At 66.0% G+C, this 24,685-nt stretch carries 22 protein-coding genes; 8 read left to right on the forward strand and 14 right to left on the reverse strand.

All coding sequences use genetic code 11. From position 1 onward, the window contains the following. Positions 1-264: 264 nt before the first annotated feature. From FHY55_RS13830 to FHY55_RS13850, 5 genes are all read left to right on the forward strand, one after another. Positions 265-1,401: a TAXI family TRAP transporter solute-binding subunit gene (locus FHY55_RS13830; RefSeq protein ID WP_140014754.1), complete on the forward strand. Its 1,137-nt coding sequence runs from the start codon at positions 265-267 to the stop codon at positions 1,399-1,401. A gap of 86 nt (positions 1,402-1,487) precedes the next feature. Continuing rightward, positions 1,488-3,506, forward strand: a complete 2,019-nt coding sequence (locus FHY55_RS13835) for a TRAP transporter fused permease subunit (protein ID WP_140014755.1) — start codon at positions 1,488-1,490, stop codon at positions 3,504-3,506. Continuing rightward, positions 3,493-5,568, forward strand: coding sequence for a 3-hydroxyacyl-CoA dehydrogenase NAD-binding domain-containing protein (locus FHY55_RS13840; protein ID WP_140014756.1), 2,076 nt, complete (start codon positions 3,493-3,495; stop codon positions 5,566-5,568). Before FHY55_RS13835 ends, FHY55_RS13840 begins: the two co-directional genes overlap by 14 nt. 9 nt (positions 5,569-5,577) lie before the next feature. Next, positions 5,578-6,765 (forward strand): acyl-CoA dehydrogenase family protein, encoded by a 1,188-nt coding sequence (locus FHY55_RS13845; protein ID WP_140014757.1) that lies wholly within the window; start codon positions 5,578-5,580, stop codon positions 6,763-6,765. A 1-nt stretch (position 6,766) separates the two neighbouring features. Continuing rightward, the gene (locus tag FHY55_RS13850) at positions 6,767-7,807 is read left to right on the forward strand and encodes an acyl-CoA dehydrogenase family protein (protein ID WP_140014758.1); all 1,041 of its coding nucleotides are present in this window, start codon (positions 6,767-6,769) and stop codon (positions 7,805-7,807) included. On the opposite strand, the gene FHY55_RS13855 is transcribed toward FHY55_RS13850, so the two are convergent. The 9 genes from FHY55_RS13855 to FHY55_RS13895 are packed head-to-tail and all read right to left on the reverse strand — an operon-like array spanning position 7,798 to position 15,217. Further along, positions 7,798-8,226 carry a PaaI family thioesterase gene (locus FHY55_RS13855; protein ID WP_140014759.1) on the reverse strand — a complete coding sequence of 143 codons (429 nt, stop codon included), beginning with the start codon at positions 8,224-8,226 and terminating at the stop codon, positions 7,798-7,800. The two genes, FHY55_RS13850 and FHY55_RS13855, sit on opposite strands and share 10 nt — an antisense overlap. After that, a complete protein-coding gene (locus FHY55_RS13860) occupies positions 8,223-9,026 on the reverse strand; it encodes an IclR family transcriptional regulator (RefSeq protein WP_210410490.1) in 804 nt (267 codons plus the stop codon). The genes FHY55_RS13855 and FHY55_RS13860 overlap by 4 nt, the downstream gene beginning before the upstream one ends. Positions 9,027-9,034: 8 nt before the next feature. After that, positions 9,035-9,820, reverse strand: a complete 786-nt coding sequence (locus tag FHY55_RS13865) for an SDR family NAD(P)-dependent oxidoreductase (RefSeq protein WP_140014760.1) — start codon at positions 9,818-9,820, stop codon at positions 9,035-9,037. Beyond that, a complete protein-coding gene (locus FHY55_RS13870; RefSeq protein ID WP_140014761.1) occupies positions 9,813-10,835 on the reverse strand; it encodes a phosphotransferase family protein in 1,023 nt (340 codons plus the stop codon). Before FHY55_RS13870 ends, FHY55_RS13865 begins: the two co-directional genes overlap by 8 nt. Next, positions 10,832-11,467 carry a histidine phosphatase family protein gene (locus FHY55_RS13875; protein WP_140014762.1) on the reverse strand — a complete coding sequence of 212 codons (636 nt, stop codon included), beginning with the start codon at positions 11,465-11,467 and terminating at the stop codon, positions 10,832-10,834. The genes FHY55_RS13870 and FHY55_RS13875 overlap by 4 nt, the downstream gene beginning before the upstream one ends. Continuing rightward, a complete protein-coding gene (locus FHY55_RS13880) occupies positions 11,468-12,703 on the reverse strand; it encodes an acyl-CoA dehydrogenase family protein (RefSeq protein ID WP_140014763.1) in 1,236 nt (411 codons plus the stop codon). An 11-nt stretch (positions 12,704-12,714) separates the two neighbouring features. Beyond that, entirely contained in the window at positions 12,715-13,911 is a 1,197-nt protein-coding gene (locus FHY55_RS13885; protein WP_140014764.1) for an acetyl-CoA C-acyltransferase, read from the reverse strand. 29 nt (positions 13,912-13,940) lie between these two features. After that, positions 13,941-14,399 (reverse strand): MaoC family dehydratase, encoded by a 459-nt coding sequence (locus tag FHY55_RS13890; protein ID WP_254695314.1) that lies wholly within the window; start codon positions 14,397-14,399, stop codon positions 13,941-13,943. Then, complete coding sequence (locus tag FHY55_RS13895) at positions 14,396-15,217, reverse strand: SDR family oxidoreductase (RefSeq protein ID WP_140014765.1); 822 nt, start codon at positions 15,215-15,217, stop codon at positions 14,396-14,398. Before FHY55_RS13895 ends, FHY55_RS13890 begins: the two co-directional genes overlap by 4 nt. Before the next feature lie 114 nt (positions 15,218-15,331). Here FHY55_RS13895 and FHY55_RS13900 point away from each other — a divergent pair, with 114 nt between their 5' ends. The 3 genes from FHY55_RS13900 to FHY55_RS13910 all read left to right on the forward strand — a co-directional run bounded on the left by FHY55_RS13900 (position 15,332) and on the right by FHY55_RS13910 (position 18,676). Next, positions 15,332-16,090: an SDR family NAD(P)-dependent oxidoreductase gene (locus FHY55_RS13900; protein ID WP_140014766.1), complete on the forward strand. Its 759-nt coding sequence runs from the start codon at positions 15,332-15,334 to the stop codon at positions 16,088-16,090. Between the two features lie 239 nt (positions 16,091-16,329). Then, positions 16,330-17,943, forward strand: a complete 1,614-nt coding sequence (locus FHY55_RS13905) for a long-chain fatty acid--CoA ligase (RefSeq protein ID WP_140014767.1) — start codon at positions 16,330-16,332, stop codon at positions 17,941-17,943. Between the two features lie 100 nt (positions 17,944-18,043). Next, entirely contained in the window at positions 18,044-18,676 is a 633-nt protein-coding gene (locus tag FHY55_RS13910; protein WP_140014768.1) for a L,D-transpeptidase, read from the forward strand. Positions 18,677-18,901: 225 nt separating this feature from the next. On the opposite strand, the gene FHY55_RS13915 is transcribed toward FHY55_RS13910, so the two are convergent. The 5 genes from FHY55_RS13915 to FHY55_RS13935 form a co-directional block, all read right to left on the reverse strand. Then, a complete protein-coding gene (locus FHY55_RS13915; RefSeq protein ID WP_140014769.1) occupies positions 18,902-19,684 on the reverse strand; it encodes a hypothetical protein in 783 nt (260 codons plus the stop codon). A 397-nt stretch (positions 19,685-20,081) separates the two neighbouring features. Continuing rightward, entirely contained in the window at positions 20,082-20,828 is a 747-nt protein-coding gene (locus FHY55_RS13920) for a TSUP family transporter (protein ID WP_140014770.1), read from the reverse strand. Further along, a complete protein-coding gene (locus FHY55_RS13925; RefSeq protein ID WP_140014771.1) occupies positions 20,825-21,802 on the reverse strand; it encodes a D-2-hydroxyacid dehydrogenase family protein in 978 nt (325 codons plus the stop codon). The genes FHY55_RS13920 and FHY55_RS13925 overlap by 4 nt, the downstream gene beginning before the upstream one ends. A gap of 117 nt (positions 21,803-21,919) precedes the next feature. After that, a complete protein-coding gene (locus FHY55_RS13930; RefSeq protein WP_140014772.1) occupies positions 21,920-23,560 on the reverse strand; it encodes a thiamine pyrophosphate-binding protein in 1,641 nt (546 codons plus the stop codon). Beyond that, positions 23,557-24,645: a 4-oxalomesaconate tautomerase gene (locus FHY55_RS13935; protein ID WP_140014773.1), complete on the reverse strand. Its 1,089-nt coding sequence runs from the start codon at positions 24,643-24,645 to the stop codon at positions 23,557-23,559. The genes FHY55_RS13930 and FHY55_RS13935 overlap by 4 nt, the downstream gene beginning before the upstream one ends. Between the last annotated feature and the right edge of the window lie 40 nt (positions 24,646-24,685).

Below are 24,685 nucleotides of genomic sequence, written 5' to 3' on the forward strand. Positions count from 1 at the left end.
ATCTCCTCCCCGTGTTGGCCCTTCGGAAACGGGCGGCATTGCTTGCCTGCTGCCGTTCGCCACGGCTGGGCGCGCAAAGCGATGCCCAACCTCGGTGACGTTCCGAAGACCGTAAGCGTCTTGACCGACGCCCCATCGTGATAGATGCTCCATTTGCGAAACGCAATTCCGCAGAGCGCACCAAGCGCCAATCCGGAGACGTTGAGACGCGGGAGGAGGAGACCCGGGCCAACCGGGGCTGCCCGCACCATTTGGGAGGAATGAATGAAACAGACGATTGCAATGCTCGCCGGGGTGCTGATGATGGCCACCCCCGTTGCGGCGCAGGAGACGGCGCTGCCCAAGCAGATGAGCTGGACGGCCTATGACACCGGCTCGGCGGGCTACAACCAGGCCGTGGCCATTGGCGCGGCGCTTCAGGATACCTACGGGATCAACCTGCGGGTTCTGCCCGGCAAGAACGACGTGAGCCGCACCGAGCCGCTGCGGCAGGGCCGGGTGGAATTTTCGGCCACGGGCGTTGGCGGCAGCTTCATGTCGCAGGAAGGCGCGTTTGACTTTGGCGCCGAGAACTGGGGGCCACAGCCGATCCGCGTGATTGCGGCCAACAACGGCGGGGCGATCAACCTTGCGGTGGGCGTGGCCGCGGACCTCGACATCAAGGAGTTCAGCGACCTCAAGGGCAAGCGCGTGGCCTATATTGTGGGCGCACCGGCGCTGAACGTGAACACCGAGGCCTATCTCGCCTATGGCGGGCTGACTTGGGACGACGTGGAAGTGGTGGAGTTTGGCGGCTTTGGCGCGAGCTGGAAGGGCCTCATCGAAGGCCAGGTGGATGCTGCCTTTGCCTCGACCAACTCGGGCCTTGCCTATGAGGCCGCCTCCAGCCCGCGCGGGCTGTTCTGGCCGCCGATCGACCCCGACAACGCCGAAGGGCTGGCGCGGATGCAGTCTGTCGCGCCCTTCTTCGTGCCTAACGTGGCCGTTGTCGGCGCAACGATTGACGGCACCGATGGCTACGCGGGCGCGGGCTATGCCTACCCCGTGCTGATCGGCACCAGCGAGACCGACGAAGAGATGGCCTATGCGATGACCAAGGCGATGGTGGATCTCTACCCCAGCTTCGAGGGCAAGGCCCCGGGCATCAACGGTTGGGCGCTGGACAAGCAGGACATGCAGTGGGTGGCCCCCTACCACGATGGCGCGATCCGCTATTACACCGAGGCTGGCCTGTGGAATGACGAAGCGCAGGCCCATAATGACAAGCTGATTGCCCGGCAGGAGGCGCTCTCTGCCGCTTGGGAGGCGCTGAAGGCCGAAGGCCCGGACAACTGGGAAGAAGCCTGGCCGGAAGCCCGCCGCAAGGCCCTGGCCGATGGTGGCTTCGAGGTGGTGTTCTGAGCCGCTGAGACGGGTCAGTAAGTATTGGCCGGGGCGCGGGTTTGATGCCGCGCCCCGGCTGAATTTCCGAGCAGGATGAGGCCGCGATGACCGCCGATGAGACCCACCCCAAGGGCGCCGAGATAGCCGACCCGGACGCCGCCCCCGCTGCGGGCCGCGGGCCTGCCGATGTGGCCGCCCGCTGGGCAATTGGGGGGGCGACCGGGCTGGGCCTGCTGATGGTGATCCATCAGCTTTTCAACCTTCAGATCGGCGGCTTGGTGCTGATCGAGGGGCGCTACCTCTACCTGCTGGGCGGGCTGTTTCTGGCAGTTGCCTACCTCGTTTTCCCGATGCGGGGCGTGAGGGGGGATACGCCGGGGCTGATCGACTGGCTCCTGGCCGCCGCAACGCTGGGCTGCACCGCCTATCTGACCGCCACCGCGCAGCGCAACCTTTCGGAAGGCTGGGAATATGCCGCACCGGAGGTGGCTGTTTGGGTGAGCTATGCCTTCATCGCGCTGGTGCTGGAAGGCACGCGGCGCGCCGGGGGGACGGTGCTGTTTGTGATCGTGCTGGTCTTTGCGCTCTACCCGACCTTTGCGAGCCATGTGCCTGACCCGTTTTCGGGGTTTCAGAGCAGCTTTGGCGAGGCGGTGAGCTACCATGTTTACTCGTCGGAAAGCTCCTTTGGCATTCCGATGAAGGCCTTCGGCGGCGTGGTGATCGGGTTTATCCTGTTTGGCGCGGTGTTGCAGCGCACGGGTGGCGGGCAGTTTTTTAACGACCTCGCGCTTGGGCTCGTGGGCGGCTTTCGTGGCGGGGCGGCGAAAGTTTCGATCTTTGCGAGCGGGTTCATGGGGAGCATGTCTGGCTCGGTGATCTCGAATGTGCTGACCACGGGGGCCGTGAGCATTCCGGCGATGCGGCGCACCGGCTTTTCGAAGGAGACGGCGGCGGCGACGGAGGCCTGCGCCTCGACGGGGGGCGTGCTGATGCCGCCGATCATGGGGGCGACGGCCTTTGTGATGGCCTCGTTTCTGAGCCGCCCCTACGTGGAAATCGCGATTGCGGCGGCGATCCCCTCGCTGCTGTTCTACTTTGGCCTCTTCGCCCAGATCGACGCTTATTCGGCACGGCGCGGGCTGAAGGGCATTCCGCGGGCCGAGCTGCCGCGGTTGCGGACGGTGCTGAAGGACGGCTGGCTATATGTCAGCGTCTTCGCGCTGCTGATCTTCATGCTGATCGTGCTGCGGCGCGAAACCTCGGCCCCGTTTTATGCCACCGCGCTGCTGCTGGTGGTGAACCAGCTGCTGCCGGGCAACCGCCTGTCGCTGCGCGGGCTGGGCCAGATGTTCGTGGGCGTGGGCGCGGGGCTGGCGGAGTTGACCGCGATTCTTTTGGGCGTGGGGCTGATCGTGGGCGCGTTTTCGGCCACCGGGCTGGCGGGGACGCTGGTGAATGAGCTGGTGTTCATTGCCGGCGACAACACGCTGGTGCTGCTGCTGATGGGCGCGGTGACCTCCTTCATCTTCGGGATGGGGATGACGGTGACGGCCTGCTACATCTTCCTGGCCGTGGTGCTGGCTCCGGCGCTGGAGCAAGGCGGGCTGAACCAGCTCGCGGTGCATCTGTTCATCCTCTACTGGGGCATGGTGAGCTACATCACGCCGCCGGTGGCGCTTGGGGCCTTTGCCGCTGCGACCATGTCGGGCGCCTCGGCCATGAAAACCGGGCTGGAGGCGATGCGGCTGGGCGGGGTGATTTATGTGGCGCCCTTCTTCTTTGTGCTGAACCCGGCGCTGATCGGCCAAGCCCCGGGCGCGGAGGTGGCGGTGGCGCTGGCCTCGGCGCTGACCGGGGTGGCGCTGCTGAGCTTTGGCTTGCAGGGCTACGTGAGCTTTTTGGGGCCGATCAAGGGGGCCTTCGCGATCCCGCTCAGGGTGGCGCTTTGCGCAGGCGGCGTGGCCTTTGCGATCCCCCACACCGAGGAGACCGGGCTGGGCTACGGGGCCACCGCGCTGGTCGGGCTGGCCCTGGCTGCCCTGCCCCTTGTCGCCGCCGCGCTGGCGGGGCAGCGTGCGGCACGGGAAGAAATTGCGGAGGCAGGCCATGCAAATCAATGACGTCATTTCCATCGAACGCGAGGGGCCGCTGGCGCTAATCGTGATCGACAACCCGCCGGTGAACGCCGCAGGCCATGCCGTGCGCGAGGGGCTGTGGAACGCGATTGAAGCGGTGGAGACTGACGCGGGCATTGAGGCGGTGGCGATTTATGGCAAGGGCCGCGCCTTTATTGCCGGAGCGGATATCAAGGAGTTTGGCGGGCCACGGCTGGAGCCGATCCTGACGGATGTCTGCAACCGGATCGAGGCTTGCCCCAAGCCGGTGGTTGCGGTGCTTCATGGCTCCTGCTTTGGCGGCGGGCTGGAGGTGGCGATTGGCTGCCACGCCCGGGTGGCAATTCCGGGCGTGAAGGTGGGCTTTCCGGAGGTGACGCTGGGGGTGATCCCCGGTGCGGGCGGCACACAGCGCGGGCCACGGCTGATGGGGATTGGCGCGGCGCTATCGATCATCACCACCGGGCAGCGGCTTGGGCACGGCGATGCGCTGAGCTGCGGGCTGGTGGACCGGATCGAAGAGGGCGAGCCGCGTGCGGTGGCGCTGGCGATGGCCGAGGAAGCGCGGGTGGGCACCCTGCCCTGCCGCAAGACCGGCGAGATCGAGGTGACGCCTGACCCCGAGGCGATTGAGGCCACGAAGGAGACGCTGGCGGCGAAGCAGGCGCATCTCTTTGCCCCGCATCGCGCGGTGGAAGCGGTGGAGGCCGGCACCGGCCCGTTGGAACCGGGGCTGGCGCTGGAGCGCGAGAAGTTTGCCGCCTGTATCGAAAGCCCGCAGCGGGCCGGGCTGATCCACGCGTTCTTCGCAGAGCGCGCGGTGGAGAAGATCCCCGAGGCGGGTGCCACGCCGCGCGAGGTGGCCACGGTGGGCGTGATCGGCGGCGGCACGATGGGTTCGGGCATTGCGACCGCCTGCCTCAACGCCGGGCTGACCGTGCGGATGAACGAGCGCGACGAGGCGGCGCTGGAGCGGGGCCGCGAGACGGTGGCGGGCAATCTTGAGGGCGCGGTGAAGCGCGGCAAGATGAGCGAGGCCAAGCGGGATGCGGCGCTGGAGCGGTTTTTGCCCTCGACCGCGCTGGAAGACTTTGCCGATTGCGATGTGGTGATTGAGGCGGTGTTTGAAGACATGGGCGTGAAGCGCGATGTCTTCGGGCGGCTGGACAGCATTTGCAAGCCGGGCGCGGTGCTGGCGTCGAACACCTCTTACCTTGATGTGAACGAGATCGCCGCCTGCACCTCGCGCCCCGAGGATGTGGTTGGGCTGCACTTCTTTTCGCCCGCCCATATCATGCGGCTGCTGGAGGTGGTGGTGGCCGAAAAGACCGCGCCCGAGGTGGTGGCGACCGGTTTTGCGCTGGCCAAGAAGCTGCGCAAGGTGGCGGTGCGGGCTGGCGTTTGCGACGGGTTTATCGGCAACAGAATCCTCAGCCATTACAAGAAGGTGGCCGACTACCTGATGCTTGACGGCGCGGCCCCCGAGGAGGTGGACGCGGCGATGGAGGCCTTCGGCTTTGCCATGGGGCCTTTTGCGGTGAGCGACCTTGCGGGGCTGGATATTGGCTGGGCAAACCGCAAGCGGCTGGCCCCGGAGCGGCCCGAGGCGGAGCGCTACGTGGCGGTGGCCGACCGGATTTGCGAGGCGGGCCACTATGGGCGCAAGACCGGGCGCGGGTTTTACATTTACGAGGGGCGCGACAAGCGGCCAGACCCGGAGGTTGCGGCGATCATCGCGCAGGAGCGGGAGAAGGCGGGGGTGACGCCGCGCAGCTTTAGCGCCGAGGCGATTCAGGCCCGGTTTTTGACCGCGATGATCTCGGAAGCGACGCGGGTGCTGGAGGACGGCATTGCGCTGCGACCCATTGATATCGACGCGGTTTTTCTCTTTGGCTACGGCTTTCCGCGCCATCGCGGCGGGCCGATGCACACGGCCGATGTGATCGGTGCCGAAGAGCTTGTGGCGCGGATCGAGCGCTACGCCGAAGAAGACCCCTATTATTGGCAAGTGCCCGATCTGCTGCGTAAAATGGCAGCCGATGGCAGCACATTTGCCGAGATGAACTGAGGACGCCCCATGGACCTGAGCTATTCGCCACAAGAACAAGCCTTTCAGGAAGAGGTGCGCGCCTTTCTGGCCGATGAGTTGCCTGCCGATATTGCAGCGCGGGTGAAGGCCGGTGAGGAGGTTTCCAAGGCGGATACCGAGCGCTGGCACGCGATTTTGCAATCGCGCGGCTGGCTGGCGCAGACATGGCCCGAAGAGCATGGCGGCCCGGGATGGGGGCCGGTGGAGCGGCATATCTTCGACGAAGAAGCCGCGCGGGCCTATGCGCCGCGCATCCTGCCCTTTGGCCTGCAAATGCTGGGGCCGGTGCTGATCAAGTTTGGCAGCGACGAACAGAAGGCGCATTACCTGCCCCGGATTCTGGATGGCACCGACTGGTGGTGCCAAGGCTATTCGGAGCCCGGCGCTGGCTCGGATTTGGCGTCGCTGAAGACGAAGGCGGTGCGCGAGGGCGACGAATATGTGGTGAATGGCCAGAAGACATGGACGACGCTGGGCCAGCACGCCGACTGGATTTTCTGCCTTGTGCGCACCGATGCGGGCGCAAAGCCGCAGGCGGGAATTTCTTTCCTGCTGATCGACATGAAGACACCGGGGATCGAAGTGCGCCCGATCAAGCTGATCGAGGGCGGGCATGAGGTGAACGAGGTGTTCTTTACCGACGTGCGGGTGCCCGCGGAAAACCTCGTGTGGAAAGAGAATGACGGCTGGACGGTGGCCAAGTATCTGCTGACGCATGAGCGCACCGGGATTGCGGGTGTGGGCTTTTCCATCGCCGCCTTGGAGCGGGTGAAGGCGCTGGCGGCGCGGACGATGCGGGGCGGCAAACGGCTGATCGAAGACCCGCTGTTTGCGGCGCGCCTGGCCGAGGTGGAGATGGACCTTGAGGCGATGAAAATCTTCAACCTGCGGATGCTGGCAGAGGCGCAGCGGGTGGGGCACCCTGGGGTGGAAACCTCGATGCTGAAGATCCGTGGCACCGAGGTGCGGCAGGCTTTGAACGACCTTTACCGCCGCGCCCTCGGCCCGGCGGCGGCGCTGATCCCCGGTGAGGCGCCGGGCGGCAATGCCGCGCTGGTGGAGCCCGAGGATGAGGCGGCAGCGGCGAGCTATTTCAACAACCGCAAGATCTCCATCTTTGGGGGATCCAACGAAATTCAGAAGAACATTCTGACCAAGGCCATGCTGGAGCTCTGACATGAATTTTGAGATGACAGATGACCGCCGGATGCTGGCCGACAGCCTGGGCAAGCTGCTTGGGAGCCAATACGGAATCGAACATCGCAACGCTGTGGCCTATGAAGCGCCGTTTCATGACAAAGCGGGCTGGAACGCATTAGCGGAGCTGGGAATTATCTATGCCTTCGTCTCCGAGGATGCGGGGGGCATGGGGGGCTCTGGCTTTGACCTGCTAGCAGTTTTCGAACAAATGGGCGCGGCGCTTTGCCCGGAGCCGCTGCTGGGCGCAGCCATGGCGGCCCCGCTCTTGGCCGAGGCCGGAGAAGACCTTGAGCCGCTGCTTGCGGGTGAGGCGATTTATGCGCTGGCGGTCGATGAGCTGGAGGCCCCTTGGGATGCAGAAGGCGGAACCACCGAGGGCGGCGCGGCGCTCACCGGGCGCAAGACGTCTGTTTATGGGGCCAATGCGGCCACGCATTTTTTGGTCAGCGCCCGGCAGGCTGGCAAGTTGGCGCTGTTTGAGGTGAAGGCCGAGGATGCTGCCGTGACCCCCTGGGGGATGATCGACGGCGGTGGCGCGGGCGAGGTGATGCTGGATGGCACCCCGGCGCGTTGCCTGCTCCCCGATGCCGGGGAGACCATTGCCGCCGCGCTGGACCGGGGGCGGCTGGCGCTCTGTGCCGAGGCGGTGGGGGCGATGGATTGGTGCTATGCGACCACGCTCGACTACCTCAAGAGCCGCAAGCAGTTTGGCCGCGAGATCGGCAGCTTTCAGGCGCTTCAGCACCGGATGGTGGAGATGAAGACGGCCATCGAACAGGCCCGCTCGATCACCATTCTGGCCGCTGACCGGATGGATGGCCACACCACCGCCATGGCCAAGAGTCTCGTGGGGCGCACGGCGCGGAAGGTGAGCGAGGAGGCCATTCAGCTGCATGGCGGGATCGGCATGACCTGGGAATATCCGCTGAGCCATTATGCCAAGCGGCTGGTGATGCTGGATGCGCAGCTGGGCGATGCCGATTTTCACACTGCGCGAGTGGCGGGCAGCTACGCCTGAGGCGTGCGGTAGCGGAAGACGCCGGTGGCGGTGGCAACCAGATTGCCCTGCTCGTCGCTGAGGCGGGCCTCGGCGAAGAAGGTCTTGCGCCCTCCCCCGGTTTTGCGGCCCTCCGCGATCAGGCGGTTGCCCTGCGACTGCCCCTGAAAGTTGACCGTCATCGAAAGCGTCATCGCCATGCGCTTCGCCTCCGCGTCGCCGGTAAAGCTGCCCGCATAGCCCATGGCCGTATCCAGCAGCACCGAGAGCGCGCCGCCGTGGGGGATGCCGTGGCGGTTTTCCACCGCGTCCAGCGGCGACAGCTCCACACGGGCGCAGCCCTCCCCCCAGCCGGTGATGGCAAAGCCGATGAGCGACTGAAAGGGATAGGGCGGCTCGATCAGCTCGGGCGCGATGGGCGGTGCGGGCGGCCAGCTCATTCCACCGCCCTCCGGCTGAGGGAGGCGGCGGCGGTGAGCAGGCGCTCGGAATAGGCATCGCGCAGCTCTTCGGGCGAAACCAGAAAGGACGGGCCGCCGACGTTCATCGCGAAGATCCTGTCACCGTTGAGCGAGACGACGGGCACGGCGATGCCGTTGATCTCGGGGCGCCAGTCGCCATAGCCGGTGGTGTAGCCGAGGGTGGCATAATCTTCGATGGCGCGCGCGAGGCTTTGGCGGTAGCGCGGCACATCATCGGGGCGCTCGCGTTCGGCGAGGTGCAGAAGATGCTCGTGCTGCTCTTCGGTCATGGCAGCAAGGATTGCGCGGCCTATGGCGGAATGGAACAGCGGCAAGCGGGCGCCCACGTTCATGGTGAGCGAGACGGCCTGTTGCGAGCGCTGCACGCCAACATAGACGGCCTGAAGCCGGTGATGCTCGGCGAAGGCGGCGGTGACATGGGGGTTCGGCCCTTCGCAGAGCGCACGCATTTCGGGGCGGGCACGTTCGGAGGTTTCCATCCCCGCCAGCACGCCGTAGCCCAGCGCCAGCACGCCGGGGCCGAGCCGGTAGGTGCCGTTTCGCTCGGAATGGACAAGGTAATCCAGCCGCCGCAGCGTGTAGGTGAGCCGCGAGATGGTGGCCTTGGGCAGGCCGGTGCGGGCGGCGATTTCCTGATTGGTCAGCTCGGTTTCGGAGGGGCGGAAGCAGCGCAACACCTCCAGCCCACGGGCCAGAGCGGTGATGAAGTTGCGGTCGTCACTTTCGAGCCCGCTGTCGATTTGGTCTGGTGCGTCCACGTCTTCCCCTAGATCGCCGTCAGCCCGCCGTCGATGGCGAGGGCTTGTCCGGTCATGAAACTGTTAGCTGGCGCGCAGGTCCAGAGCATGGCCTGCACCACCTCGTCAACTGTGGCCACGCGGCCCATCGGCACGCGCGCGGTGATGCGGTTGCGGGCCTGCGCGGCGTCCTCGCCGGTGCTGCTGGCGAAACGGTCGGCCATTTCGGAAAACAGCGGTGTTTCGGCAAAGGCCGGGCAGAGCGCGTTGACGCGGATGTTGTGGCGGGCCAGCTCATCGGCGGCGGCGCGGGTGAGGCCGACCACGGCATGTTTGGCCGCCGCATAGGCGGCGAGGTGGCCCGCGCCGGTGAGGCCTGCGGCGGAGGCGATGTTAAGGATCACCCCCTGCCCTGCCCCCTGCATCGGCGGGATCTGATGCTTCATGCCCAGAAAGACGCCACGGGCGTTGGTGGCAATGATGCGGTCAAAGTCGCGCGCGTCGGTGCGGGCCAGCGAGGTGAAGGGCTGGCCGAGGCCGGCGTTGTTGATCGCCACGTCGAGCTGGCCGAAGTGCTGGAGCGTGGCGGCGACGAGGGCGGATTGGGCGGCCTCGTCGGTGACATCGACACGGCGGGCGAGCACTTCGGTGCCCTCGGTGCGCAGGGCTTCCGCCAGGGTTTCGAGGCTCTTGCCGTCGATATCGCACAGCACGAGCCGCGACCCCTGAGCTGCGAAGGCGCGCGCGGCCCCTGCGCCGAAGCCGGAGGCGGCGCCAGTGATGAGCACGACACGGGGGTCGGGGCGGCTAGGCATGCACAGCCTCCAGCCCGGCCTCGGCCAGCCCCGGCACAAGGCGGCCCAGTTGCAGGCCCTTCTCGGGGTTGGAGGCGTTGCCATCGAGCGCGCGCTTTTTGACGCCCTGAAGGATCGCGGCCATGCGGAAATTGGCGAAGGCGAGGTAGAAGCCGAAGCCCGGGATGCCGGGCAGGTTTCGGCGGGCGCAGTAGGCCTCGATAAAGGCCTCATCCTCCGGCAGGCCCTCGGCGGCACGGTTGAGCCCGGCCAGCCCCCTGCCCTCCTCGCCCGGCGGGCGGTGCCACTGCATGATGACCTGTGCGAGATCGGCATAGGGGTGGCCGAGGGTGGACAGCTCCCAATCGAGCACGGCGGTGATGCGGGGGGCATCGGGGGCGAAGAGCATGTTGTCGAGTCGGTAGTCACCGTGGGTGAGGCAAACCTGGCCGTCATCGGGCGGCACATTGGCGTCGAGCCATGCGATGAGCCCATCCATCGCCTCTATCACCCCGGTCTCGGAGGCACGGTATTGGGTGGTCCAGCGGTCGATCTGGCGGCGGTAGTAGTTGCCCGCGCGGCCATAGTCGGTGAGGCCGGTGGCGTCGAGGTCGACGGAATGGATGGCGGCGAGGACGCGGTTCATCTCGTCGAAGATCGGGGCACGCTCGGCGGGGGCGAGCCGTGGCAGGTGGGGCTGGTTGAAGTGCCGGCCTTCGATGTGCTCCATCAGGTAGAACTCGGAGCCGATGACGGCTGGATCGTTGCAATAGGCGATCATCTTGGCGACCGGCACGGGCGTGGCCGCAAGGGCGCTTTGCACGCGATACTCACGGTCGACCGCATGGGCGGATTTCAGCAGCTTTCCCGGGGGTTTGCGCCGGAGCACGAGGCTGCCCTGCGGGGTGGTGAGGCGGAAGGTGGGGTTGGACTGGCCGGTGGCGAACTTCTCGGCCGTGACGGGACCGATGTGGCCGGGAACATGGGCCTCGATCCAGACGGAAACGGCTTTGGTATCAAGGGTGAGCGCGGTCATGAAAAGGTCAGCATATGGGCTGCCTCCGCGTCGATATGGGGCGTTTCGTTGAAGCCGGTGAGGAATGTTGTGCTGCCAGTGGCGAGGATGCGGGAGACGGCGCAGTTTTTCATCTGCAATTGCAGCTCGATCATGGTGAGCGCAGGCGCGCGGACGGCGGCGGCGAGCATCCGGCAGATGGCGCCGCCCGAGGACAGGACAAGCACGGGGCCATCGTGGGCGGCCATTTGCGCTTGGGCCTGCATGACCCGGGCGGTGAAGGCCTTGAAGCTTTCGGGCTCGTTGATCTCGCCGTTTTGCCAAGCGATCACCGCCTCGCGCAACCGGCGGAAATGGGCCTTCCGGTCTCCCGGAACGCCGCCGCCGAAGGCTGAGAGGAGGGCTTTGCTGTCAAACTCGTTGAGGCCTTCATGGATGGTCGCTTCAGGCAGATCGAGCGCTTGCGCGATGCCCTCCAGCGTTTCACGGTGTCGCCGCATCGCGCCGCGATACACGGCAACCGGCTCCACCCCCTGCCGCGCCAGTGCTGCGCCCAGCGCGTGGCTCTGCGCGTGGCCGAGATCGGAGAGCACATCATAATCCGCCGCCCCGAAGGAGGCTTGCGCGTGGCGGATCAGGATGAGCTCGGGCATTCAGATCTTCTCGTTGGAGTACTTGCGTAATTCGGCCCGGGCGACCTGACGGCGGTGCACGGCATCGGGGCCGTCGACGAGGCGCAGCGTGCGCAGGTTTGTCCACATCGCGGCAAGCGGCGTGTCTTGGCTGATGCCGGTCCCGCCGTGCACCTGCATGGCTTCATCCACTACCTTCAGCGCCATCTGGGGCGCGGCGACCTTGATCTTGGAAATCCACGGCTGGGCGGCGCGGGTGCCTTCAGTGTCCATCTTCCAGGCGGCCTTCAGGCAAAGAAGGCGGGCCATCTCGATTTCCATCCGGCAGTTGGCGATGATGTCGTAGTTTGCGCCAAGGTCGACGATCTTTTTCTTGAAGGCGGTGCGGTTCATCGCGCGTTTGCAGAAGAGCTCCAGCGCCTTCTCGGCCTGCCCGATGGCCCGCATGCAGTGGTGGATGCGGCCCGGGCCGAGACGGCCTTGCGCCACCTCGAAGCCCCTGCCCCGGCCCAGAAGCATGTCTTCGCCCTTCACCCGCACGTTGGTGAAGCGGATGTGCATGTGGCCGTGGGGGGCGTCATCATGGCCGAAGACGCACATGGGGCGCAGGATTTCGATGCCGGGGCTGTCGGCGGGGAGCACGAACATGGAGTGGCGGGCGTGCTTGTCGGCGTCCGGGTCGGTCTGGGCCATGAGGATGTAGACGGCGCAACGCGGATCGCCTGCGCCGCTGATCCAGTATTTCTCGCCGTTGAGCACCCAGTCGTCGCCGTCCTGCTTGGCTTCGAGCGAGATGTTGGTGGCGTCAGACGAGGCCACGCCGGGCTCGGTCATCACGTAGGAAGAGCGGATCTCGCCCGCGAGCAGCGGCTTCAGCCAGCGCTCCTTGTGGGCTTCGGTGCCATAGCGCTCGAACACCTCCATGTTGCCAGTGTCGGGGGCGCCGCAGTTGAAGACCTCGGCGGCGATGCCGACCTTACCCATTTCTTCGGCGAGATAAGCGTATTCCACCGTGGTAAGGCCGTAGCCCTTTTCGCTGTCGGTGAGCCAGAAGTTCCAAAGACCGCGCTTGCGGGCCTCGGCCTTCAGCCCGTCGAGAATTTCGATCTGGCGGGGGGTGAGCTGGAAGCGGTCGCCCGAGGGGTGCTTGCCAACCTCGGCCTCGAACTCGGCGTTGAGCGGCTCGATCTCTTCATCCACCATCTGGCGCACCTTGGCGGCCAGCTCCTTTACGCGGGGGGTCATCCCGAGATCCATCGTGTTCTCCCTTACAAGACTTCGAAGAGGCCTGCGGCCCCCATTCCGCCACCCACGCACATGGTGGTGACGATGTATTTTGCGCCGCGCCGCTTGCCCTCGATCAGGGCGTGGCCGACCATGCGGGCGCCCGACATGCCGTAGGGGTGGCCGATGGAAATGGCGCCGCCGTTGACGTTGAGCAGATCGTTGGGGATGCCGAGGCGGTCGCGGCTGTAGATCACCTGACAGGCGAAGGCTTCGTTCAGCTCCCAGAGGCCGATGTCGTCGATCTTGAGGCCGTGGATTTCGAGCAGCTTGGGCACCGCGAAAACCGGGCCGATGCCCATCTCGTCGGGGGCGCATCCGGCGACGGCCATGCCCACGTAGCGGCCCAGCGGGGTGAGGCCACGGCGTTCTGCCTCCTTGGCTTCCATCAACATTGCCGCCGATGCGCCATCAGAGAGCTGCGAGGCATTTCCGGCGGTTATGAAGCGACCTTCATCCAGAGAGATGCCTTTTTCGAACACTGGCTTGAGGCTGGCGAGGCTTTCGGCAGTGGTGCCGGGGCGGTTGCCCTCGTCCTGCTCCAGCGTCACCTCTTGGTCGGAGACCTCGCCGGTTTCGCGGTCTTTCACCTTCATGACGCTGACCAGCGGCACGATCTCGTCAGAGAACTTTCCGGCCTCCTGCGCCGCCGCCGTGCGGGCCTGGCTTTGGGCGGCGTATTCATCCTGCGCCTCGCGGCTGATGCCATAGCGGGCGGCGACGGTTTCGGCTGTTTCCAGCATGGTCATGTAGATCGACGGGACATGCTCGCGCAGCCAAGGGTCCGGGTCGCGGCGCATGGCGGCGGTTTGCACCAGCGAGATGCTCTCGACCCCTGCCCCGATGGCCATTGGCATGCCGTCATGCACCACCTGCTTGGCCGCCGTGGCGATGGCCATGAGGCCCGAGGCGCATTGCCGGTCGAGGCTCATGCCCGCGACGGCATCGGGCAGCCCGGCGCGCAGCGCACATTGGCGGGCGATGTTGCCGCCTTGGAAGCCCTGCTGGAGCGCCGCGCCCAGCACCACGTCACCCACCTCGCCCGGCTCCACCCCGGCGCGGGAGACGGCATGCGAAATCGCATGGCCCGCCAACGCCTGTGGCGTGGTGGCGTTGAAGGCGCCGCGATAGGCCTTGCCGATGGGCGTGCGGGCGGTGGAGACGATGAGGGCTTCGCGCATTGGGCTGCTTTCCTTGTTTTTCTGGCCGTTCAGGCGGCGACTTCGGTGTAGCGCCGCACCAGCCAGCGGGCGGCGAGCACCGGGCGGGCCGCGCCCTCGGCTTCCATCGTGACGTCCCATGCAAGAGCGATGACCTGATTGGGGAGTTCCTTGACCTCGGCCAGCGTGAATCGCGCGCGCAGGCGGGCTCCGGAGGGCACAGGGGCGAGAAAGCGGATGCGGTCGAAGCCGTAGTTCACGCCCATGCCCTCGGTATCGAGCCGAGGTTGAGCATCGTAGGCCATGGCGGAGAGCATGGAGAGGGTGAGAAAGCCGTGGGCGATGGTGCTGCCGAAGGGGGTTTGCGCCGCGCGGGCCGGGTCGACGTGGATATATTGGTGGTCTTCGGTGAGGTCGGCGAAGCTGTCGATCAGCGACTGGTCGATGGGGAACCAGCGGCTGACGCCGAGCTCCTCTCCGACGCGGGCTTTCATCTCGTCCAGCGTCACGGTTTGCCCTCGGCGAAGATGTCGGGGCCGGTCTGCACGTTGATGCCGCCGGAGACGGGGAGGATGGCGCCGGTGACGTAGCCGCCGCCGGGGCCGCAGAGGTAGAGCAGCGCGGCGGCGATATCTTCTGGCTTGCCGACACGGCCAAGCGGGACTTGGGCGCCAACACGGTTGCGCATGTCTTCGTCGCCGGTGGCGAAGGACGTCATCTTGCTGACGAAGGGACCGGGGGCGAGGGCGTTGACGGTGATACGATCTGCCGCGAGTTCCTTGGCGAGGATCTTGGTGAGATGGTGCACGGCGGCCTTGGAGGCGGCGTAGGAATAGGCGTCATCGCCCATCGGCACCTCGCCCATGACGGAGCCAGTGTTGACCACGCGGGCGGGGCTTTCATCGCTTGCGGCGTCGCGCAGGAGCGGCAGGAGGGTGCGGGTGAGTTCGAAGAGGCCGGCGACGTTGAGGCTCATCACCTTGTCCCATGCGGCATGGGGGAAGTCATCCAGCGGTGCGCCCCAGCTGCGGCCTGCGTTGTTGAAGAGAATGTCGAGCGCGTCGGTGCGGGCGCGGGTGGCGCCTGCGAGCGCATCGACGCCCTCGGCGGTGCTCACGTCGCCCGCGAAGCCCTCGGCAGAGCCGGTTGCGCCCAGCCCGTTCAGCCGGTCGGCCACCGCCTCGCAGGCATCGCCACGGCGGGAGGCCAGCAGCACGCGGGCCCCGGCACGCACCAGCCCTTCGGCGGCCATTTCTCCAATGCCGGAAGAGCCGCCGGTGACCAGCGCCGTTTTGCCGGTGAGGTCGAAAAGCTTCGCCGCGTCCATGTGATCCTCCGCCAGCGCGCCTCCCCGCGCGCCGTTTCGCAATGCAGAATACAATTCCGCACCTGCTTGACAAGCCCGCCCGGCCCCCTGTCTGTTCAAGCGAGGGAGGATGCGATGGGCGATCTGTTTGATTTGACGGGAAAGGTGGCGCTTGTCACCGGCTCGACGCGGGGCATTGGCCGGGCGATTGCCGAGGCGCTGGTGGCGCGCGGGGCGAAGGTAGTGATCTCGTCGCGCAAGGCGGATGCCTGCGAGCAGGTGGCGGGCGAGATTGGCGCGGCAGCGGTGCCGATTGCCTGCAATGTGTCGGATGACGGGGCGATTGCGAGGTTGTTGGCCGAGACGGAGGCGCGGCTGGGGCCGGTGGACATTCTCGTATGCAACGCGGCGGTGAACCCCTACATGGGGCCGTTTCTGGACACGCCGGATGATGCCTTTGACAAGACGATTGCGGTGAACATCCGGGCCAACATGCGGCTCTGCAAGGGGGTGGTGCCGGGGATGCAGGCGAAGGGCGGCGGGGCGATTGTGATCGTGTCGTCGATTGCGGCGTTCAAGGGCTCGGAGCATCTGGGGATATATGCGGTGACGAAGGCGGCCGATACGCAGATCGTGCGGAATTTGGCGGTGGCCTACGGGGGCGACAACATACGCGTGAACGGGATCGCCCCGGCAGTGGTGAAGACCGATTTCGCCCGGGCGCTTTATGAAGACCCGGAGCGGGCGAAGCGGGTGGCGGAGAGCTATGCGCTGAAGCGGTTGGGGGTGCCGGAGGATATTGCCGGGGTGGCGGTGATGCTGGCCTCGCGGGCCGGGGGCTGGATGACCGGGCAGACGTTGATCGTGGATGGCGGCTGGTCGGCGATGGGGTGAGCGGTGCGGCTGCGTCATGCCCGACCTCGGGAGGGCCGCGCCCCACGCGCTGCACCCGATGCCCGCTCCACCCGTGCCCCGCGTGCTGCGGGCCGAGACAAGAATGCCCTCTCGGGGGGGAGGTCGGGCATGGCGCAGTCGCGCCGCCCCTCCGATGGGCGGTGTTGCGGCGGCGCGGGATTGGCGCCTAGGCTGAAATCAAACGCGGCGGGGAGGCCGCGATACAGGGAGGAGAGGTCATGGAAGGCCTGATGATGCATCGTCCGCTGCGGATTGCGGATATTCTGGCACATGCGGCGCAGATCTACCCTGAGGAGGGGATCGTTTCGGCGCGCACCGAGGGTGACATTCATCGCCAGAGCTATGCGCAGACCGCCGCGCGGGTGGCGCAGCTTGCCCATGGGCTCATCGCGGCGGGGGTTAAGCCCGGTGACCGGGTGGCGACGCTGGCATGGAATGGTTACCGGCATTTCGAGCTGTACTATGCGATCAGCGGGATCGGGGCGGTGTGCCACACGATCAACCCGCGCCTTTCGGCAGAGCAGATGGCCTATATCGTGGGCCATGCCGAGGATAGCCTGCTGTTCTTTGACACGACCTTTTTGCCGATCATCGAGGGGCTGAGCGGGCAGTTTCCGCCCTCTCTGCGCTATGTGGCCATGGCGGACGAGGACAAGCAGCCCGAGAGCAAGGTGGAGCTGTTGAACTACGAGGCGATGCTAAACGGGCAGCCGGAGCAGTTTGACTGGCCGGAGTTCGACGAAACCACCGCCGCCGCGCTTTGCTACACCTCGGGCACCACGGGCAACCCCAAGGGCACGCTCTATTCGCACCGCTCCACGGTGTTGCATGCGCTGTGCACCGCGATCAGCCTGCCCAAGGTGCTGCGCGAGGGCAGCCGGATTTTGCCGGTGGTGCCACTGTTTCATGTGAACGCATGGGGCCTGCCCTATTCCGCGCCGCTCACCGGGGCCTCGCTGGTGATGCCCGGGCCGGGGCTGGACGGGCCTTCGCTGTTCAAACTGATGGATGCCGAGCAGGTCTATTCGGCCTGGGGCGTGCCGACTGTCTGGCTCGGGCTGCAGCAGGAGATCGCGGCGCAGGGGCGGCTGACGGAAGGCTTTGGGCACCTTGTGGTGGGTGGCTCTGCGGCGCCGCGGGCAATGATCGAGGCCTTCGAGAAGGAGGGCGTCGATGTGTGCCACGCTTGGGGGATGACAGAGATGAGCCCGATCGGCACGGTGGGCAACCTCCCCCCGTCGATGGAGGATGCGCCGCTTTCTGAGAAGCTGGAGATCAAGCGAAAGCAGGGGCGCCGGGCCTTTGGCGTGGATATGAAGATCATCGGAGAGGACGGCAGCGCCCAGCCGCAGGACGGCACGGCGGAGGGCGAGCTGTTTGTGCGCGGCAACACCATTGCGGCGGGTTATTACAACAACCCCGAGGCCACCGCCGAGGCGATTGATGGCGAGGGCTGGTTTGGCACCGGCGATATTGCCCGGATCAGCCCGAACGGCACGCTTTCGATCACCGACCGGAGCAAAGACCTGATCAAATCGGGCGGCGAGTGGATCAGCTCGATCGACATGGAGAACGTGGTGATGGGCCACCCGAACGTGGCCAATTGCGCCGCCATCGCCGTGCCGAGCGAGAAATGGGGCGAGCGCCCGATGCTGATTGTGGTGGCCAAGGGCGAGCCCCCTGCCCCGGAAGCGCTGCGCGACATGCTGGAAGAGCATTTCGCCAAGTGGCAGCTGCCCGACGACATCCTTTTCGTCGAGGAACTGCCGCTGACGGCAACTGGCAAGGTCTCAAAACTCACCCTGCGGCGGCAATATGCGGCGGCGGGATAGGCCCCGCGAGTTGACCTCTGCGTGAAAAAACCCACAAAGGGCTTGGGTTTGTTGCCTGTTTTGGGCACATTCGCGAAAAATCGCTCAAGGTTCGAGACACATGAAGAGACGAGACTTTCTTGCAGGCGCCGCCGCGGTTGGCGCTGGCTTTGTTGCTGGGGCTCCTGCCCTCGCCTATGACGAAACCCTGAAGCCCTATGGCCTGCCAATTCACCTTCTGCCGCATTACGTTAATGTTTCCAAGGACTTGGCGCCGCAGGAAATTCATGTGAGCCCGAGCCGCTTTGCGCTGTTTCTCACGCTCGGCGGTGGCCGTGCCATCCGCTACACCTGCGGTATCGGTCGCCCCGGCCTGTATGAGCCGGGCACGTTCTATGTTGGTGCGCGCAAGCAGTGGCCATCGTGGACGCCGACGCCCGACATGATCGAACGCTCGCCCGAGCAGTACAAAAAGTTTGAAGACGGCATGCCCGGTGGCCCCGGCAACCCGCTGGGGGCGCGTGCGATCTACCTTTTCAAACCGCAGATCGGTGATACCTTCCTGCGCATTCATGGCACCAATGATCCGCGCACCATCGGCAAGCGGGTCTCCAACGGCTGCGCCCGGCTGGTGAACAACCAGATCGTGCACCTGTATCGCCGCACCCCGATGAACGCGAAGGTGGTGCTTTATCCCGCGGCCGAAAACGGCGGCGTGGATCTTTCGGCGGAGCCAGCAGTTACCCGCAGCTGAGGCCGGCTGAACCGCAACATACGGCAGCGCCCGCCCCCTAAAGAGGAGGCGGGCGCTGCGCGATTTCGGGGGTGCTGCGGCTGCCAGGGGCTTGCAAAACCGCGATGACATAACGTGACATCGGCTAAGAATGTATTTTGGGCCAGGAGCGTCAGACTGGCGTTGAAGCGCTCACGCAGGGGCCACCGCCGGAGTAGCACCCCACGCGACTTGGCACACAGCTGATCAGAGGGTCACACCGGCTTGCTGGGCCAGACCCGCCTCCACTGCGTGGCGCGATCCGGAGGGCAATTCCTGCGCATAAAGCACCAGCCCGTAGAGGCGCATATGCCCCCATTGGGCGCCACCAGGCCCCCGATTGAAGAGGCATGCCTGCGAAGTGGTATCCACAGGCTCTGCGCTGCCATTCGCGGCGCTAATCAGTCCCCGCTCTACCCCGTCAACAGCGGCGTGTTGCGCGCTGAAGCTGGCTGCGGCAGCGCGCCACCAACTGAGGACGGTGTCGGAGCCGGTGGCGATGGCTCCGAAGCGCGCATTGCCACCATCATGGCGCCAAGACTGCCCCTCGGCGCCAAGGCTGGCCGCCAGCACCTTGGTGCCAGTGCCTACTTTGCCAATATGAAAGACGCGATCGTCGTTGCCGATGTAGCTGATCGGACGCAGGGCAGCGACGATGGTAAGGGCCGGGCTGGCGGAGAGGCCAAAGCGCGTGGCGGCGGTCATCTGATCATCCACACCGTCGGCCTCCAGCCAGTGCCGGGCGCCATCAGTGCGATAGGTCGGGCGCGCGGCGGCGGTGGTTTGGATCATGTCATAGCCGTTGCCGCTTTGATCCTCGATCCGCCCTACCGGGTCTCCATCGGAGATTACAGGCACGGTCCCACTGGCATCCTGCCAAAGGCTGGACAGCACCGATGGAATATAGACCGCTGTGGCACCATTGAAGATGCTGCCCTGATTGCGCACGCCGACGGCGCACTGTTTGATCGAAAAGCCGGTTCCCAACATCACATAGGCCTCCGGTTCCGGTGTGGACCCTCTCGCGACAGCGATATGCATGGAAGCAAGGACGTGAGCATCACGATCTCCCCTTAGGTTTACAGTTTTGCGGCAATACGAACACCTTGTTCGTTGAGGCTGCCTGACGTGCCTAAAGAGGTGCGGTTAGCGTCCGGTGAAACCAGCGTTCGATGGTTCTCCCGGTCGGCCCAGATTGGGCAGCCCCGCGACGTTGCCCCGACTTTGTGGCTGTAGTGCCGACCCGTCATCGGCGCGAAAAACCAAAGCCCGGAGGCACCATGAGTTTCTGCACGCCGGGAGGTGATCGGCTAGGATGGCAGGTGAAGTCCCATTGGCATTGCCGGCATTCTGCAACGACAGGCCAGCCGAGGGGCGTGCAGCATGCTTAGAACAGCGACCTCAGGCCCATCCAGATCAGCCGGATGGAGATGAGGATCAGCACCACGTCGAGGGCGCGGCGAAAGCTGGTGTCGGTCAGGCGGGTAAGCACGAGCCGACCGGCCAGGGTGCCGAGGAACCCGGCGAGGATCATGACCAGCAGAAACCCAAGCCAAGGCCCAAAGGCGAAGCCGAGGATGCCGAACACCAGCACTTTGGCGAGGTGCTGGAGGGTCATGAAGGCGGCATGGCTGGCGACATGAGATTGGCGTGGCAGGTTCAGGGATTTGGTGAAATTGGCCACGAAAACGCCTGTGGCCCCGAAGAACATGGTCAGAAAGCTCGAAATCAGCCCTGTCACCAGCGGCAGGCGTGAGAGCCAGGCAGGAGGGCGGGCCAGAACCGACCAGATCACGAAGCCGCCCACGCCGATCATGATTGCACCGGGGGGCAGGTTGACCACCACCGAGCCGCCGCAGGCAACGCCGATTACTGTGCCCAGCAGAAACAGGGCGACAGGGGGCCAGTGCACGTGGCGGATGAGCACCGCCATGCGCAACACATTCGAGCCGGTTTGAATGACCCCGTGCACCGGGATCAGCGCAAGCGGGGGCATGACGCTGGCCATGACCGCCAGCAGCAGCGCCCCTCCCCCGATGCCCAGCGCCACCGTGATGAAGGACGATATGAAGCTGACGGCGATCAGCGCCCAGAAAACGGGGGGTTCCAGCCCGGCCGAGAACAGCTCGATCAACTTGCGTCCCAAACCTCCGGATTGATCATGTGGATGGGGGCCTGCGCCGCATAGGCGTTGATCTGGTCGTAGATATCCGAAAACTGCATATCGAGCTCATCCTCGGTGACGTAGCCGATATGCGGGGTGGCGATGACCGCAGGGTGGTTGACCAAGGGATCATCCGCATCGGTCATGGGCTCGGTATCGAAGACATCCAGCGCAAGGCGGCCCGGGCGACCGGCGGCCAGCGCGGCCTGCAAGGCGCCGGGGGCCACAAGACCGGAGCGGGAGGTGTTGATGAAGCTGGCGGAGGCTTTCATCGACAGCAGATCCTCTGCGGTGATGATGCCCCGGGTCGCGGGCTTCAGGCGCACATGCAGGCTTAGAAAATCGCTCTCGGCGAAGAAGGCGGCGCGGCTTGGGGCCAGCTCGGCCCCCTCGGCGGCGGCGCGTGCCCTGCCCTCCTCGGAGGCCCACCACCAGAGCTTCATCCCGAACGCCTCGGCATAGGTGGCCACCTGTTTGGCAATGCGCCCATAGCCGTAAAGCCCCAGCCGCCGGCCTGCGAGGGTTTGGCCCACGCCCATTTGCCAGTGTCCCGCACGCAAACTGGCCATCTGCTGCGGGATCTGGCGGGCGGCGGCGAGGATCAGCGCGAATGTCAGCTCGGATGCGGCGATGGAGGGGGTGCCGGAATGCATGTTGGAGCAGAGCAGCACATTGTTGGCGGTGCAGGCGGCGACGTCGACATGTGGGTAGACGCTGCGCTGCGAGATCAGCTTGAGATGGGGCAGCCGGGTTAGCAAAGCTTCGGTGATAGGGGTGCGCTCGCGAAAGAGCACCAGCGCCTCTGCCTCCTGCAGCCGCTCGGCCAGAACCTCCACATCCTCGGTATGGTTTGTCCAGACGGTGACATCGTGGCCGGAGAGGCGCGAAAAGCTTGGCAGGGTGCGGAGCGTGTCGAACCAGTCGTCGAGGATATGGACCTTCATCGGCTTTCGGCCCGGGGAACGGCGGCGCTTGCGCGCGGTGCTGGGATTGAGGGTGTGTAGGCCATCGGACTCTCCGCTTTGTATACCACTGTATACCAACTTAGCGCAGCCGCCAAGTCACTTGATCCCGTGGGACCGGCGGATCACGGGCGAAACGACCCGGTCGCAGATGGGAATATCCAACACGGTTGGCTTGGGATCGGCGGCGAAGGCTTCGACCAACCCAGGCAGACTGGCGAGGTCATCCACCCGCGCCCCGACCGCGCCGAAGCCGCGTGCGATGGAGGCGAGGTCGGTTTGGCCGAACACCGCGCCCGCATCCGAAAGGCCCTCGGCCCGCAGCTTGTGGATCTCGGAGCCATAGGCCCCGTCGTTCAGCACCACGGTGAGGATTGGCAGGGCGTGGCGCAGGTAGGTTTCCAGCTCTTGCACATGCATCAGGAAGCTGCCGTCACCGTCAAACATCACCACCGGCGTGCCCCGGCAGGCGGCGGCGACCCCCATTGCAAAGCTGGTGCCGTTGCCGATGGCGCCGAACTCGCGGATCGTCAGAAACTCGCGGTAGGGCCGGTTCATATGCGCAAAGAAGAAAGAGCAATGGCCGGAGGAGTTGACCATCTGCCAGCCCTGCGGGAGGGCCGCATCCAATGCCGCGACCGCCGCGCGCGGATCGTGCTGACCGGGCGCAAGGGTGAACTGCGCGTCATCGGCGGGTTCGGTTGCGATGCGCTGTGCAAGCGCTTCGCTGCGCCAGCGCGGGGACCGCGCGGGGAGCGCGGTGCGCAGCGCGTCGCAGCCGAGCCGCGCATCGGCCCGAAGATGCAGATCAGCCGCCACCCGGCCCTGACTGAGCGCGACCGGGTCCGTATCTATCTGCAACACGCGGGCCTTGGGCCATAGCTTTCCGCCGTCGGAATTGTGCTTGGCCAGAGAGCAGCCAACGGCAATCACCAGATCGGCCTCTGCCATGGTGTCGCGGGCGACCTTTGAGGAAAAGCCGCCTGCCACGCCAAGGCAGAACGGATCGCCATGAAGCAGGCCACGCGCAGGCAGCGTGGTTGCGCTCGGCGCGTCGAGATGCGCGGCCAAGGCCTGCACCGCATCGCCCGCGCCGCTCTCTGCCGCGCCAAGCCCGGCCATGACGACCACGCGCCGCGCCTGCGCCACCTCACCCGCCACCTGCGCCAGATCGGCCGGATTGGGCGGGATGGGCCCCGTGGCGGGGGCCAGTGCTGACGAGGGCACGGGCAGGTCAGGCGCACCTTCCCACGGCAGTTCCTGAAGATCGAACGGCAGGCCGACAACCACCGGGCGGCGCTCGCGCCGGGCCTGCACGAAGGCATCGCGGATCACCACGGGCATCCGCGTGGGCCAGTGGGCGGGCACATAGGCCGCGCCGCAGGCAGTGACGAAGGGGGCCTGGTCGATCGCCTGATTATACCAGCCCGCCTTCAGCGGGGCCTCGCCCGCGATCACCACCAGCGGCAAACGCGCCCTGACTGCGGCGGGCAGCGCTGTCATCAACTGGGTCACGCCCGGACCGCAGGTGACGGTGGCCAGCCCGACGCGGCCGGTTTTGCGGGCGTAGGCCATGGCGGCGGCCACCGCGCAATGCTCGTGCCGCACATAGATCATCTCGCAGCCGGTTTCGGCCAGACGGGTTGCGAGGGCCATATTGGCGTCGCCCAGAAGCGCAAAGCAGGTGCCGGGTGCCTCCTGCGCGAGGGTTTGGGCGAGGATGTCGTAGGTGTGGGTCATGCACCGCGCCATACAGATCGCGGCACCATCACCTCGCCGCGTGCGATCAGGCGTGCCGTGCGGGTCAGGCCGGCGGAGTGAAACTCAAAGCCGTTCTCCCGGCCAAACCGCACCCGCACTTCCATGACCCCAACCGGGTGCTCGATGCGGATCGTGGCGGGGCTCTCGGGGCATGGGCGGGCCAGCCCCTCGGCCACCGTGCCGGGGGCCAGCGCACAGGCGGCAAGGCACTGCGAGCCGGTCACGGCGAGGGTCGGGTGGGTTGTCCACGGCATGAAGTAGCGGGCGCTGAAGTGCCCATCGCCTTGCGGCGCGGCGAGCAGGCCGATCTTGGGGGTGACGGATTTGGTTACATCGCCCAGCCCCATGCGTTGCCCCGCTTCCAGCCGCAGAGCCTCCATCTTGCCGAAGAGTTCGGGCATGGCGTCCAGCGCCTCATGGCTCTCGTAGCCGGTGATGCCCAGATCGGCGGCGCGGGCGATCATCATCGGCATGGCAACGTCGACAAGGCTGACGGCGATACCGTCGATCTCTTCCTGCGGCTGGCCAGTGGGAAACAACGCCCCGGTGCGCGAGCCGACCACATCGAGAAAATTGAGCGACACGGGCGCGGCGGTGCCGGGCACACCGTCGATTGCCACCTCCCCCTCGTAGCTGACTTCACCGCCGGGGGTTTGCACTTCGGCTTCGACCAAGGCGCCGGTGTTTACCGCGCGAATGCGCACCGGGGTGACCCCGTCTTGCGCCTTGATCAGCCCCATCTCGATTGCCGCCGGGCCAACGCCGGTGAGGATATTGCCGCAGGTGGGCGCATAATCGACCATGCGCTCTTCGACGGCCACTTGGGCAAAGAAGTAGTCCACATCGGCCTTGGGATCCTCTGAGGCGGAGAGGATTGCCACCTTGGTTGTCACCGCCGTGCCGCCCCCTACCCCGTCGATGTTGCGCGGATTGCCCGCGCCGACGATGGCGATGAGCACCTCCGAGAGGGTTTCGCGATCTTTTGGCAGAGCGTCCGCATGCAGGTAGGGCCCGCGCGATGTGCCGCCGCGCATGAACAGGTAGGGGATGGCGGTTTGGGTCATGGGCGGATCTCCTCGGTGGGACGTGTCTGGGCGCGGGCGG

Source organism: Oceanicola sp. D3, assembly GCF_006351965.1.
In the GTDB taxonomy this organism is placed as follows: domain Bacteria; phylum Pseudomonadota; class Alphaproteobacteria; order Rhodobacterales; family Rhodobacteraceae; genus Vannielia.

Coding starts and splice junctions, on each gene's coding strand:
- FHY55_RS13830 (WP_140014754.1), top strand. CDS start 265: ATGAAACAGACGATTGCAATGCTCGCCGGGGTGCTGATGATGGCCACC.
- FHY55_RS13835 (WP_140014755.1), top strand. CDS start 1,488: ATGACCGCCGATGAGACCCACCCCAAGGGCGCCGAGATAGCCGACCCG.
- FHY55_RS13840 (WP_140014756.1), top strand. CDS start 3,493: ATGCAAATCAATGACGTCATTTCCATCGAACGCGAGGGGCCGCTGGCG.
- FHY55_RS13845 (WP_140014757.1), top strand. CDS start 5,578: ATGGACCTGAGCTATTCGCCACAAGAACAAGCCTTTCAGGAAGAGGTG.
- FHY55_RS13850 (WP_140014758.1), top strand. CDS start 6,767: ATGAATTTTGAGATGACAGATGACCGCCGGATGCTGGCCGACAGCCTG.
- FHY55_RS13855 (WP_140014759.1), bottom strand. CDS start 8,226: ATGAGCTGGCCGCCCGCACCGCCCATCGCGCCCGAGCTGATCGAGCCG.
- FHY55_RS13865 (WP_140014760.1), bottom strand. CDS start 9,820: ATGCCTAGCCGCCCCGACCCCCGTGTCGTGCTCATCACTGGCGCCGCC.
- FHY55_RS13870 (WP_140014761.1), bottom strand. CDS start 10,835: ATGACCGCGCTCACCCTTGATACCAAAGCCGTTTCCGTCTGGATCGAG.
- FHY55_RS13875 (WP_140014762.1), bottom strand. CDS start 11,467: ATGCCCGAGCTCATCCTGATCCGCCACGCGCAAGCCTCCTTCGGGGCG.
- FHY55_RS13880 (WP_140014763.1), bottom strand. CDS start 12,703: ATGGATCTCGGGATGACCCCCCGCGTAAAGGAGCTGGCCGCCAAGGTG.
- FHY55_RS13885 (WP_140014764.1), bottom strand. CDS start 13,911: ATGCGCGAAGCCCTCATCGTCTCCACCGCCCGCACGCCCATCGGCAAG.
- FHY55_RS13895 (WP_140014765.1), bottom strand. CDS start 15,217: ATGGACGCGGCGAAGCTTTTCGACCTCACCGGCAAAACGGCGCTGGTC.
- FHY55_RS13900 (WP_140014766.1), top strand. CDS start 15,332: ATGGGCGATCTGTTTGATTTGACGGGAAAGGTGGCGCTTGTCACCGGC.
- FHY55_RS13905 (WP_140014767.1), top strand. CDS start 16,330: ATGGAAGGCCTGATGATGCATCGTCCGCTGCGGATTGCGGATATTCTG.
- FHY55_RS13910 (WP_140014768.1), top strand. CDS start 18,044: ATGAAGAGACGAGACTTTCTTGCAGGCGCCGCCGCGGTTGGCGCTGGC.
- FHY55_RS13915 (WP_140014769.1), bottom strand. CDS start 19,684: ATGTTGGGAACCGGCTTTTCGATCAAACAGTGCGCCGTCGGCGTGCGC.
- FHY55_RS13925 (WP_140014771.1), bottom strand. CDS start 21,802: ATGAAGGTCCATATCCTCGACGACTGGTTCGACACGCTCCGCACCCTG.
- FHY55_RS13930 (WP_140014772.1), bottom strand. CDS start 23,560: ATGACCCACACCTACGACATCCTCGCCCAAACCCTCGCGCAGGAGGCA.
- FHY55_RS13935 (WP_140014773.1), bottom strand. CDS start 24,645: ATGACCCAAACCGCCATCCCCTACCTGTTCATGCGCGGCGGCACATCG.